Source organism: Paraflavitalea devenefica (assembly GCF_011759375.1).
Lineage (GTDB): Bacteria > Bacteroidota > Bacteroidia > Chitinophagales > Chitinophagaceae > Paraflavitalea > Paraflavitalea devenefica.
The window spans coordinates 677399-691654 of the sequence record NZ_JAARML010000005.1 but is presented as its reverse complement, the minus strand read 5'-3'; the positions used below and the strand labels follow the sequence as shown (position 1 = coordinate 691654).

Here is a 14256-nt window from a genome sequence, read left to right as displayed (position 1 = left end):
CCGTAATAGTTTATAGTCCCGGACATAATAAAATACAAGGATGATTGATATGACCTCAACTAACCGTTTACGCGGCCGCGCAGTAATGCGATGGCTGTGCTGTACCCAGTTTTGTTTATTACTCAGCTTTTTTGCCTCCGCACAACTTTCCGCACTTACAGAAAAAGTAAACATTAAGCTCCAGAACACCACTGCGTTAAGAATATTGCAGGAACTGGACCGGCAGAGCGTATATAATTTTTCCTATACCCAGACGCAATTGGATAAGATCAGTATTTCCAATTTTAGTTATGACAACATTACGCTGGGTAAAGCCCTGGAGGCCCTAAGCGCACAGGCCGGCCTGGCCTACCAGGTATCTGAAAAAATGATTGCTGTTAAAGTTACCACCCCGCCGCCGCCACCCGCAGCAACCAGTGTTAAGCCGGGAAAGGTAACGGGGGTGATACGCAATGATAAAAATGAAACAATGCCAGGCGTAAGCATTTCCGTGCAGGGAGTGGAAAGAGGCATTACCACCTCCGTTTCGGGCGATTATGTAGTGACATTGTCTCCGGGCACTTATACGTTACAGGTCTCATTTATTGGTTATACAACCAAACAAATAACAGATGTGATCGTACGGGAGGGGGAAGTGACCGACCTGAGCGTGGTGCTGGAACAGGCTGATTCCAGGCAACTGCAAACAGTGGTGGTTACCGGTGGCGCCCGGCGCGAGTCGGTAAAAGCATTGCTGATGACGCAGAAAAACAATGCCAGTATGACCAATGGTATTAGTGCAGAACAGATACGGGTAACGCCTGATAACAATACCGCACAGGTTTTAAAACGGGTAAGTGGCATCACGGTGCAGAATGATAAATTTGTAACCATCCGCGGGGTTAGTGATCGCTACAACAACGTATTGATCAATGGATCTTCCCTGCCCAGTACGGAGCCCAACAGGAGAAACTTCAGCTTTGATATCATTCCCAGTCAGTTGGTTGACAATATTGTGGTCAACAAAACAGCCACCCCCGATCTTCCCGGTGAGTTTGCCGGTGGTCTTGTGCAGATCACTACCAAAGATGTACCGGCCGATAACTTTTTAAGTGTAACCGTGGGTACAGGATACAATACTGCCAGCGCCAACCAGAAAATGCTTAGCTACAAGCGGGATGACAAAGCCTGGTGGGGCGAAGTGGATAAAGACCGGAAATACTTCGGGGATGGCCGTTTGATGGATCCTGTTCAGTTCTTTAAATACCGTGCAGATAATGACCAGGAGAACATTAGGAGAATAGGAAGCCAGATACCGAATCGCTGGCAATTCGTTAGTTCTCCCTACAGGCCATCACAGAATTTCCAATTGGCCGGAGGATTAAACAAACGGTTTAAAAAAAGTTCCCTCGGTTTTATAGCAGCAGGCACCTACCTCAATGAGCAATTCAGGGAAGAAGGAGAAGCAAGCGTTAATAACCAGTATGAATTTGCCAGTGAGCGGTACCGGTACAACACAACAATAGGAGGACTGTTTAATGTTGCCTGGAAATCAGTTAAACATCGTATATCGTTAAAGAACCTTTACAATAAACGTTATAGTAATCAATTTGATACCCGGCAAGGTGACTATGTATCCCAGGGATGGTATGCAAGGAGGACCGGGGAGGTTACTTTATACAACAAATTATGGCAGTCCAGGGTAGAGGGGGAGCACAAGATCACCAAACAGGCCATCAAGCTGGATTGGTTTGCCGACTATACCAGCTTAAACCGCGATCAGCCCGATACGCGATTCATTACCGGTACAAGGCTCGATGGATATCCGGGCGACATGTACAAATACAACTTCAATGACATATTGCTATTGATGGGTGGATTGTATTCATCCCTGCTGGAAGAGACACGCAAAAATGCAGGGGCTAACTTTTCGCTTCCCTTTACTGTACTGAAAGAAAACCAGTTATTTAAAATGGGATATAGCTATTCTGAACGGGAAGCCGATTTTGATGGTTCCAACTTCAGGATACTGGGACCTCCTGGCTATACTGAAAGCAGGGCAGGCTTACCCTATTATGCCATCGTTACTACAGAAGCTTTAGGCAACGGCTACCTCGAATACTATCCGGCCTCTACCAGGGCCATCGGCAGCCTGGGTGATAAATATACCGGCTCACAGCGTTTAAGGAGTGGATATGCCATGCTTGACCTGCGGCCTTTTCAGCAACTACGTATTATTGGTGGCCTGCGGTATGAAGACAATACAATGGACCTGAATACCATTTATTATAATTATCAAACAGGCTTGTCTTCCTTTGATGATTCTACCTATCGTGAAAAAGACTGGCTACCTTCTGTGAATCTGGTATACAGCGTAACCGATAAAATGAATGTCAGGCTGGCGTACAGTAAAACCCTCGCACGCCCCGATTTTGTGGAACGTTCTCCGTATGTATATTATGATTTTACCGAGCTGGCAGAGGTCATTGGGCAAAAAGCATTAAAGATATCACGCATTAACAACTATGACCTCAGGGTTGAATATTACCCTTCCGGTGATGAGATTATTTCTGCTTCTGTTTTCTATAAAAAGTTTACAGATCCTGTAGAACGTTTTTACAATATTGGCAACACGTCCAATACAGTAGAATATAAAAATCTATACGAGGCCACTGCCAAAGGCTATGAGTTTGACTTCCGGAAAACATTGTCATTTATTGATCCGGCAAGTACCTGGCTGAAGCGGCTGGCCATCAGCGCCAACTATACCCATCTCGATGGTGAAATAAGACACCAGGTAACTACCAGTCCTTTTACCGGAAAAGACACCAACTATGTGGCCAGTGACAAGCGGCCGATCCAGGGCCTGTCGCCTTTCATCATTAATGCAGGCCTCAATTACCAGAGCAAGACATGGGGATTCAACATCGCTTATAATCGCATTGGCCGGCGTATTGTTAATGGCGGCACCGATCCATTCCTCATTCAATGGGAAAATACCAGGGATGTGATGGATATGCAATTAAGTGTGCGACTGTTCAAACAAAAGGCCGAATTAAAAATGAACCTGTCAGATATCCTGAACCAGCCTTTTGTTATTTATTCAAATACCAGTATAAAAAATGGAGTTGCCACTGCCCCCGGGCCCAATAATGATCCCAAAGGAGATGGCTACAACGAAGAGCTGGACCTTACCAACTATAAAGTAAAAAGAGGAACGAATATTAGTATAAATCTTACTTACAGGTTTCAATAATTATTAGACTAACAGAACAATTATTACGATGACAAAAGGAAACCCTATTGCAACACGTTCTTTCAGGTGCCTTGCTGTTTTTTCATTGCTCCTGTACATGGGTTGTGGAAAAAATGAAACGCCTGTTGATGAGCCTAAATTCACCGGACTGGCCATGCAGGCTATTTCGAAAGATGCGTTCCGTTTAAAGGTGTCCGCAGATGAGGTATTGCTCACAGATTACCTCACGGCCCCTAATGGGAACATTGTGTATAGCAATGTTAAATATTATGATACAAAACACAGGATCCAGGTGGCGGATTATTATACCAGCAATAAATTGCTGGATACTACCATCATTTACAGACCGGGCCTCATCAACAAAGTCACTTTTTTCCAGCCTTCTGCCGGCGCTCCTTTATCATACATAGGGCCGCCCGTCAATGAAGCCTTACCGGAAGCTGGTTATACCAAAATAGCAATAGCCTATACACTGGACGAATTGCCGGAATCCGTGAAAGTAGTAGTGCAAAATACCGCCCCCGACGGACCAGTCAACTATGTAGATACGGACAGTTTTATATTGTATAAAGGCGTTTTCTCAAAATACTTCAGGGGACTGCATATTGCTGGTAGAAGAGCGAGGGTTAAATTCTATTCAACGGAACCGGATCAGAAGCTATTAGCTGAAGTGAGTGCAACTGTATTCGATAGCAGCAATCCAGACTTTTCAGCTTTTCTTTTTGCACAGGCCACAGGTCCTGTAAATGGGGTATATACAATTATTGGCCAAAACCTTTACTAATACAAATGACATTCGGTGATATGACTTTTACAATCAAAACTATTATGAAATACGTTGCGCTGTTCCTGATAGGGGTTTTAATGACGATCTTTTCATTTGGTCAATCCATTACTGAAGTGTACTTTCCAAAGTATATACAAGGAGCCGGTACACTGAATACGGCTGATGAAAAAAGGGTGCCCTTTGCTTTCAGGCTAAGGATTACAGGGCTCAATCCCAATAAAACATACAAATATTACAATCGTATGGTAAGTGACCCCACTGCGTCTGGCGCAGGGGATGGGTCTTTTATCCTGGTGAAACAAACAGGTTCTTTTGTACGGGCTACTTTAACTTCTTTTACCAATGCCAGCCGGCACAGCGAATTTACAACCGATCCTTCGGGTGCTTATGAAGGATGGTTTGTGAACGAACCTTCTGCCGCTACCACTTTTTTTCCGGGAACTACTGTATACGCCAGGATCTCCTTAAATGATGGCGACGGGGGTACCTCTGTAGCTCACTCTTTAACTACCAGCAGTTTTGCAACGGCCATTAATTTCGGGAGTACAGCAGCCGATGGAACAGGTATCCGCAGTACCCCCGCAACATCCGGCGTAGCTAAGAATTTTGTGATGCTGTATGACAATGAAGCCGGTACCGGCCGGCCGGTGGCAGGCACCTTTATTGAGGCCGATGGGACCGCCAATACGGCTACCAACCTGTATGCAGACTTTTATGCTACGAATGTAAATGAGCAGGATAAAACATGGGGCACCATTATTCCCAATAACCTGGCCAATGGTATCCGGAAGATTGTGCAATACAGCCTGGCCAATGCCAGTGAAATAGGCAATAAAACTTCCACGGATGGCAACTGGGCGAAAGATGGTGGCGGAACAGTTAGCACCGTGAATACAACCGGTGGAATAACGGATGTCCTCGTGCTCAACGGCAACGTAGTAACGCTGGGGGCTGGAACTGTATTGCAGCCTCAAACTATTACATTTGGTCCATTAACGGCAAAAACGTATGGCGACGCGGATTTTAACCCGGGCGCTACTGCCAGTTCCTTTTTGCCGATTACCTATACCAGCAGTAACCTGGCTGTTGCTACGATCATCAATGGCAATACCATTCACATTGTTGGAGCAGGAACAACAGATATCACGGCAGAACAATCCGGCAATACCGATTATAGTGCTGCTACGCCGGTAGTACGGTCTTTGACAGTTAACCCGGCGTCGCTCACCATCACTGCCGATGATAAAGAAAAGGTACAGGGCGACCCACTTCCGGTGTTCACGGTGAGTTATTCCGGATTCGTAAACGGAGATGATGCCGGTGACTTAACCACCCAACCCGTAGCCAGCACCGCCGCTACTGCTTCATCGTCGCCCGGTGATTATCCTATTACAGTAGATGGTGCGTCCTCGGCCAACTATACCATTACGTATGTACCTGGTAATTTAAAGGTCACAGCTTCCAAACAACAACAAACCATCACCTTTGATCCGATAGCGCCCAAAACGTATGGGAATGCTGATTTTGATCCGGCTACCGCCAGCTCAGGATTGCAGGTTGCTTATACCAGCAGTGACCCGGCAGTAGCTACGGTGGTAAATAATAAAATACATATTGTTGGCGTCGGCTCTACTACCATAACCGCTTCCCAGGGTGGTGATATCAATTATGAAGCGGCGACCGATGTAAGCCGGTCGCTCACAGTGAACAAGGCGTCACTTACCATTAAGGCCGAAAACAAATCAAGACTGTTTGGTCAACCCAATCCAGCGTTGACCATTATCTATACTGGTTTTGTCAACAATGAAAACAATACGCACCTTACTACACAGCCAACTGTCAGCACTACGGCCAACACTGCTTCCCAGCCGGGAGATTATCCTATTAAAGTGGAAGGTGCTACAGCCACCAATTATGAGATCACTCATGTAAATGGTACATTAACGGTTAGCCCATTACCGGCTCAAACCATAACATTTGATGCGTTGCCGGTAAAGAGGTATGGCGATGATGATTTTGCAGCAGGCGCTACAGCCAGCTCAGGATTAACGGTGTCCTATTCCAGCAGTAATACCAGTGTGGCTACTGTTGTTAATGGCACTATACACGTCATAAACGCCGGCACTACCAATATTACCGCTTCACAACCGGGAGATGCGCTCAATGCGCCTGCCCCGGATGTAGTAAGGACACTAACTGTGCAAAAGGCCAATCTGGAGATACGTGCGTTGGATACTGCTAAAATTGAAGGAGAGGCTAATCCAACTCTGGAGTTTGTCTACAGCGGATTTGTAAACGGGGAAACTGTTAACAACCTGAGTTCGCCGCCGTCTGTAAGCACCACTGCTACCAGTACTTCGTTGGCAGGAAAATACCCCATTATTGTTTCAGGAGCGACTTCCGCTAATTACAACATTGTACAGAGAAATGGTACACTAACCGTATTGCCAGCACAGGGACGCTTGCAGGACAATATGAATGCGTATATGAGCAGCCCCGGCCAGCTAAGGGTAAATATTTATTCAGTAGAGGCCGGCAAAGCAGGCATTCAACTATTTGACCAGCACGGTACAAAAATGCTGCAGCTAAATGTAACACTCGTACAGGGACATAACACTTACCAGTTACCGGTAGGTAATCTTATTGCCGGCATTTACCATGTACGGGTGAATGGTCCCGGCGGATATATACTGAAATCAAAAGTAGTGATCAGGTAATATCACTAAGAATTGCTGACAGAAAATAAAGAACCGAAAAGATTTCATTTTAAATTCTCATACATGCAACAGTTATATAGACTCCGGCCTGTTATCTTTGTTCTTCTGATGATCATCATTACAGGTCGCTTACAGGCCCAGGAAGGCAATAACAGCAATACGATTAATATTACTACTACTGCGGTACCCTTTCTGCGTATTTCACCCGATGCGCGCAGTGGTGGAATGGGGGATGTAGGTATAGCCTTAAGCCCGGATGCCAACAGCGGTTTTTATAACCTGGCTAAAATCCCATTTGCCACAGGTAAGGCTGGTATTGGCGCCACCTACACACCCTGGCTGAAAGAGATTGCCGATGATGTATACCTGGCTACACTGGCCGGATACTATAAACTGGATGAGAACCAGGCACTGTCCGCCTCACTACGTTACTTCAGCATGGGCGACCTGGCGCTGGTAGACTATAACGGAAATAAACTGCAAACCAGCAATCCACGGGAAATGGCGATTGATGTGGGTTATTCCCGTAAGCTGTCCGATAAGTTTGGCATTGCAGCCGCATTAAGGTATATACACTCGAATTTATCTACCGGCAATATGAATGGCGTTAGTTACAAGGCCGGCAATACTGTGGCAGGCGATCTGTCCATATTTTATAATGGACTGAATGATAAAAGTGCAGGATGGACAGCCGGCCTCTCTTTATCTAACCTGGGTGGTAAAATAGGTTATACCGACAATTCAGATGAAAAGGATTTTCTCCCTGCCAATCTCGGTATCGGCGCCGCTTATACGGAGGCGTGGGATGATAACAATAAGATGACGTTCGCAGCAGACATTAATAAATTATTGGTACCGGAATTGCCGGATAATGAAGAGGGCATGAAGGAATACCATGATCAGGGAGTAGTAGGAAGCTGGTTCGATTCTTTTGGCAACAAAGCATGGCAGTTCGGGTTTGGCATGGAGTATACCTATAACGATATGTTACACCTGAGATTGGGGTACAACAGTAAGACCTATGAATCGGGCAACTGGCAGAACATTACAGCAGGCGCAGGCATCCGTTTTAGCTTTGCCACTGTGAACTTTTCGTACCTGGTGCCTACAGGTGATAAGATCAACAGAAATCCCCTGACCAATACCGTACGCTTTGGTATTTTGTTCGACTGGAAGTAAATAGGGAAAGCTGGCAGCAAGCGGCGAGTGGTAAACATTTGCTGCCAGCACTCACCACTCGCCTGTAATAACCATTAAACCATTCTTATCGGCTATGAAAAAGAACCTCTTTTTCTCCGTCGCAGTAATTGCTGCTGCAATTCCCGCTGCCTGTAAAGGCGCCTTTAATACAACCAATGCGCGCAGCGCTGTTCTTGAAACACTTCGTTTCACCCGCCCGTCCAATCAAAGAGATTACCTGTTTCAATATTTCTGTAATTGTTTTTTAATTGTTTAATTCCAAATTTCTTATCAAACTATGAAAAAGAAAATCTTTTTCGGTTTTGCTGCGGTTGCAATAGCTGCAGTAACCATTATTGCCTGTAAAAGGAACTTCGACAAATTTGATGCCCGTGGCACTACTGCCGGCACGCTTCCTCCCGCTGCATGTTGCGATAGCCTAGGAACTGCTGTATTGTCAGGTGTAATCAACTCTAACAGGACCTTAAGCTGCGATACCATTTACGTACTGAATGGTAAGTTGTATATCAGCAACAACGCAACGCTGACTATTGATCCGGGCACTGTTATCCGGGCAAATCGTTTAACGCCTGCTTCCAATGCTTCTGCTATCGTTGTTACCCGCGGCAGTAAGATCGAAGCAGATGGAGACGTTCTTTGTCCCATTGTATTTACTTCCAACGAAGCTTGCCCTCAACCAGGCGACTGGGGTGGTATCGTATTGCTGGGCAGAGCGCCTATCAACAAGGCCGATACTTCTATTGAGGGTATTAACCTTCCCACTGTACCTGCTGGTGTAGATGTTAAATATGGCGGTGGCACTAAGGGTCAGGGCAATTGCCTTGACAATTCAGGCATTTTACGTTATGTACGTATTGAGTATGCTGGCCAGGCTATTGCTACTGACAATGAGCTGAATGGTTTAACCTGCGGTGGTGTAGGAGCTGGTACTACTTTGGATTTTATCGAAGTGTACAAAGGCAATGACGATGCATTCGAATTCTTTGGTGGTACAGTTAACGCCAAGCACCTGTTTGCTTTTGAGCCCGATGACGATGCATTCGATTTTGATTTCGGATTCAGGGGAGGCATTCAGTTTGCCGTATCAGTGTTAACGCCGCAAGCTACCTATTCAGCCAATCCTAACGGTATAGAATCTGACAATGACGGACAAGGATCTGCTGACACTCCGGTAACAAGACCGACCATTTCCAATATGACGGTGATTGGCCTGTGCGATTCTGCTACAGCCGCTGGAAAACCGTTATTAAACGCAGCACAATTCCGCAGGAATAGCAGATTTTGCGTAGTGAATTCAATCTTTATGGGTTTCCCTACCGGCTTAAACATAGTTGGAGCAGGCAGCCCCACTACCTTTACACATAACATTGTACATGCTTTCACCACTCCGGTCAATCCAGCTACAACTGTTCTGGATCCCAGCAACAAACTGTACAAGTATGGTACTTTCTGCCCGCCCAGTACAAAAGATACTATTAAATTGGCTAATGCATTTAGCTGTACCTACGATTTCAGGCCGCTTCCTGGCTCTCCTGCTCTGACATTGGGAACAACTAACAGTTTCTGTGCACCGATTTGTACTGCCAATGGCTGGAGCTTCACAAGTACCAACTACCGTGGTGCATTTGCTGCTACAACCGTTGCTAACAGCGATTGGTTGGCGGGCTGGACTAAAACCTGGTGTGGTGCAGCTTGTGACTAAGCTTTTGCACTTTCATCCTTGACCATTAAATTATTGAAACAGGTAATTTCTTCTCACACTAATCTGAATACCCTTCTTTCACGGCATGGTATTCAGATTAGTATTTTTTAAACAGTATGCATTGTTCTATTTCTACAAAAAGAGATTTATGAAACAAAAATTTAGTGTATTGTTCTTACTGATGCTGGCTTATGCAACAACATACGCCCAGTCCATCACGGAAGTAATTTTTCCTCAATATATCCAGGGTGCAGGCACATTTAACCAGGCCGACGAACGCAGGGTACCTTTTGTAGCACGCCTTCAGTTGAATGGTCTGCTGCCCAATGCCACCTATCGCTATCACAACAGGTTCGTTCTTGACCCCACTGATCCGGTTTCTATTGGTAACGGGAGCTATATCCTGGTAAAAGATACTGGTAGCTTCGTACGAGTTACGGCAGCTTCATTATCTGTTGCCGGTCGGTATGGTGAGTTTACCACCGATTCTACAGGATCTTATACAGGCTGGTTTGCCAATGAAGTGAACGTAGCTGGTTTGTTTACGCCAGGGTTTTCACTGTATTTGCGCATTAATCTGAATGATGGCGCCGGTGGAGCTGCTCCTGTTTCCAACCTGACTACTACCAGCGCTGTAAAAGTGATCAACTTTGGTACGGCTGCTGATTCACTCAGTGGTACTGCCATACGTTCTACTGCGCTTACCGGCAACGCTGCCGCTAAGCAATTTGTGTTCCTGTATGATAATCCGCTGGCACAGGGAAGGCCTATATCCGGTTCCTTTATTGAAAGTGATGGCACTGCCAACACAGTAGCCAATGGATATGCTCCTTTCTATGCCGACAGTGTAAATGGCATTGACAGGACCTGGGGTACTATTATCCCTAACGCACTGCCCAATGGCATCAGGCGTATCGACCGTTATGCATTGGATGGCGGGTTCAAAAAATCGTACTATCCGGTTGTGTTTGTACCCAATTGGCCTTTTATCATTATTGACAAGTGGCCTTCTGTGAACAATACAGTGATTGATACCAAAAATCCTACCGGTGGTCTTGACAATGTACTCGTAATTGATGGCACAAGGATATTGGGCATCAGCCTGTGGCTATCTACCGAACAAACTACCGATGAACTGCTCACCCTGCAGTGGAATACTACCGACCAGGATGCAGAAGAGTTTGTCATTGAGAAATCTGTTGACGGTGGCAAAACCTTCTCTGCGCTGCGTACCGTTAAAAAAGCTGGTCAGAAAGACCTGTATGAGCTGCAGGATAGCCGTACAGATGTTACTGCCTTCTATCGTGTACGTACCGCCAGCAAAGATGGTGTTAAGCTGGTGAGTGATGTATTGAAAGTGGATGGTGTGATCAAACTCAGCATTTATCCTAACCCCGTAGCTGATCAATTGCTGGTGCAACACCCGCAGGCTGCTGCCGGTGCTTCTGTACAGGTAGTAGGTGTGGATGGCCGCCAGATACTGAACCAGAATGTGGCTGAAGGTGCTGTACAAACAAAAGTGAATGTGAAGAAACTGGTAACTGGCAATTATTTCGTGATCTATAGCGTGAACGGTCAGCGTCAAAGCAAGCTGTTTATAAAGCAATAGGCCCGTAATTAATTTGTCCTATGTATTTACTCAATTACCTGTGGAGGAAACTTCACAGGTAATTGCTTTCCTGTATATAATGCAAAAGGGCAACCGCGCGAACGGTCACCCTAATGTTTTGTAATTGTTTAATTCCAATACAAAATTACCTCTCAAAAGGTAACAAAAAAATAAAAATTCCTTAAAACTGGTGAATTTATGGCGCTTCTGAACAGTAGCAGGTTTCCTGCCATTATTGCTCAGCAGAAAACTAAATGGGTGTGTATCATTTTGTTGTCACTGGTCTCTGTCGAAAACCTGTTTTGCAGCAAGAAAATTGTCCCTTTTGAGCCCACTGATGCATTGGGTATTGACAACAAATGGGTGTACGACAGCCTGAAACGCTATTATTACTGGAACGAACAAATGACCGGTAAACCAGATTATACCCTGCCTACCCAGGAGTTCTTTAAAAAGTTACTCTCGCCCGCCGACCGGTTCTCCTGGATCAGCAACCGGAAGGATATAGGACCAGCAGGCTCAACGGCCGATCTCTTCGGCTTCCATTATTCGCTCATCAGTCACCCTTTTGATGCCCAGCGGCTGGTGGGCATCGTATCATTGGTGGTTCCGGATGGCCCATCCTACAAAAAACAATTAAAAAGAGGCCTGTTCTTTACAAAAGTGAACAATGAAACCATCACCCCTGCCAATATGAACACGGTGATTGACCAGCTCAATACCAAAGGAGCCATTACACTTCAGCTCGCTGTATTTAATAGCAATGGTACCGCTCTCACCGATTCAGCGGAGGTAACCATCAACAGCGGCTATGTACCGTACAAAAGTGTATACGCCACCCGTTTTTTTGAAAAGAATGGCGTCAGGACCGGTTACCTGTCGTATGTTCATTGTGTGGATGGGCTGGATTTTGAAGTGCTGGAAAGCATAGAAAAGCTCAAGAACGCAGACGTTACCGAACTCATCCTCGACCTGCGTTTTAATCCCGGCGGCAGTGTGGCTTCTTCGGCCAAACTGGCAGCCATGCTGGTGCCTTCCTTCAACCCCGATCAGGTATATGTGACTTTTAAAGGCAACCGGTTTGGCGGCACTGTTAAGCAAACATTCCGTCAGACCATTGCTTTTTCAACCAGCAACCCGGGTAAGAATATGAGTGAGCTACAGGCCCGGAACCTCGGACTGAAAAGGCTCTTTATACTTACTTCCGGCGCCACCATTTCTGCAGCGGAGATCCTGTGCAATAACCTGAAACCTTACATGCCCGTTATTCGCATCGGCACCAAAACACATGGCAAGGACGAAGCTTCCTTCCGTATTGAAGACAACAGGAACCCCCGCCAGGTGCAGTGGGTATTAATGCCCACCATTTACAAGGTTTTTGATGCCAATGATAAAGGAAATTACAGCAATGGATTGCTGCCCGATCATGAGATCAACGAATTCAGCAAACTGCCTTTACAGGAAATGGGCTATCCCGGTGACCTGTCTTTGGATAAAGCCCTGGAGTTGATTTATGGCAGCACTGTTGTGGGTATTACGCCACTGCGCAATAAAGTATTTCCATTCCGTGATATCAAAGAACAGTATCAATCGGCCGGCGCTACTGAAACAGGTATTGAAGTAAGAAGACTTAACTGATGTTCATATTAAAATGCTTTAAGATATTCGTAACAATCCGGTAATACAGGGATGATATTGAGTTAATGTGTTCGCAGGACTTTTGCCGCCGAAGAAATACTACACAAATAATGGTTAAGGCGCTCCTCACAACAGCCATGTTGATCATGGCCTGTTATCTTTTTGCACAACAATCAGCTCCTGACGGACACTATAAACTGGTAACCGGTAATAATATCATACAGGCGAAGAATTATTACCTGCTTACTTTGCTGCAACAGGATGCCGCCACTAAAAAGCTGCTGGAGAGCGACACCGCATTGGCCAATATCGCCCAACGCAAGCTGGGCGGACTGGAGCATGCCCTGAAGACCTGCGCTAACAATGCCCCCTGTTATACAGAAAGTATGAAGCTCACTGAGCAGGAGATACAAGCTGTCAGCGCCCGCCTCCTTGTCTTGTATGCCGATAACAATGCGCTGGGCAAACTGGTAAAGCAACACCTGATCCCTTCCGGCACCTATATCCTTTTTCACCAGGAACGTCCTGCTGAGCTGCTGCGCAAAGCCTGGGAACAGGATGCCATGGGCATCAACTTTGCCATAGGTGTGTATGCCGAAGGCAGGAAACCCAATTACCCCCTTATTGACTCCATCAGCTTCAATGTACATCATCCGCGCTATGGCAGTATGCTGTATTCACCTACCTATGTAGTGTTGCAGGAATGCGCGGGAACACGCCTTTTCTTTCTGCCTTCGCTCAGGGCCTCCCTGCAGTTCATAGAATTGAATGAAAGAGACCAGGCGGCAGATTATGAACCCATGGAAATAACAGTGAACAAAGCTGCCTGCGACCGGATCAAGATGATCAAGTGGACCAGTTATAAATATTCGGTGATCCTGGTGCCCGGTGCAGGCCCCGATGATCCGGCTGTGCCCCTCAGCGCCGGTGGTATGTTGCGTTGTCGCCTCGCTGCCATACAATACCACAAGGGTCTGGCGCCTTTCATTATGGTGTCAGGCGGTAAAGTGCATCCCTATAAAACAAAATACAACGAGGCGGAAGAAATGAAGCGTTTCCTCATCCAGAAACTGCAGGTGCCGGAAAATGCCATCATCATGGAGCCACATGCACGGCATACCACTACCAACATGCGGAATGCGGTACGGCTCATGTTTCGCTATGGCATGCCCATGGATAAGCCAGGGCTGACCTCCACAGAAAAAGGGCAGAGTATGTGGATCACCAGCACGCTGGTGGAAAGATGTAAACGGGAGCTGGATGAAGTGCCTTACAAACCGGGCGTACGCCTCTCCGAAACCGAAGCGGAATTTTACCCGCTCACCGATGCCCTGCACATTGACCCCACCGAACCCATGGACCCGTAGC

The 14256-nt window shown here is 46.2% G+C and carries 9 protein-coding genes; all 9 read left to right on the top strand.

The window, feature by feature from the left end:
* Nucleotides 1-49 precede the first annotated feature (49 nt).
* Nucleotides 50-3235, top strand: a complete 3186-nt coding sequence (locus HB364_RS27440; protein WP_167291612.1) for a TonB-dependent receptor — start codon at nt 50-52, stop codon at nt 3233-3235.
* A 28-nt stretch (nt 3236-3263) separates the two neighbouring features.
* Nucleotides 3264-4019: a hypothetical protein gene (locus HB364_RS27435; RefSeq protein ID WP_167291611.1), complete on the top strand. Its 756-nt coding sequence runs from the start codon at nt 3264-3266 to the stop codon at nt 4017-4019.
* A gap of 44 nt (nt 4020-4063) precedes the next feature.
* The gene (locus tag HB364_RS27430) at nt 4064-6739 is read left to right on the top strand and encodes an MBG domain-containing protein (protein WP_167291610.1); all 2676 of its coding nucleotides are present in this window, start codon (nt 4064-4066) and stop codon (nt 6737-6739) included.
* Between the two features lie 63 nt (nt 6740-6802).
* Complete coding sequence (gene porV / locus HB364_RS27425; RefSeq protein ID WP_167291609.1) at nt 6803-7918, top strand: type IX secretion system outer membrane channel protein PorV; 1116 nt, start codon at nt 6803-6805, stop codon at nt 7916-7918.
* Nucleotides 7919-8012: 94 nt separating this feature from the next.
* A complete protein-coding gene (locus tag HB364_RS27420) occupies nt 8013-8195 on the top strand; it encodes a hypothetical protein (RefSeq protein WP_167291608.1) in 183 nt (60 codons plus the stop codon).
* A 21-nt stretch (nt 8196-8216) separates the two neighbouring features.
* A complete protein-coding gene (locus tag HB364_RS27415) occupies nt 8217-9641 on the top strand; it encodes a hypothetical protein (RefSeq protein WP_167291607.1) in 1425 nt (474 codons plus the stop codon).
* A gap of 148 nt (nt 9642-9789) precedes the next feature.
* Nucleotides 9790-11250 carry a T9SS type A sorting domain-containing protein gene (locus HB364_RS27410; protein WP_167291606.1) on the top strand — a complete coding sequence of 487 codons (1461 nt, stop codon included), beginning with the start codon at nt 9790-9792 and terminating at the stop codon, nt 11248-11250.
* A gap of 198 nt (nt 11251-11448) precedes the next feature.
* On the top strand, nt 11449-12888 hold the full coding sequence (locus tag HB364_RS27405; protein WP_167291605.1) for a S41 family peptidase: 1440 nt from the start codon (nt 11449-11451) through the stop codon (nt 12886-12888).
* A gap of 110 nt (nt 12889-12998) precedes the next feature.
* Nucleotides 12999-14255, top strand: coding sequence for a YdcF family protein (locus HB364_RS27400; protein ID WP_167291604.1), 1257 nt, complete (start codon nt 12999-13001; stop codon nt 14253-14255).
* Nucleotide 14256 lies beyond the last annotated feature (1 nt).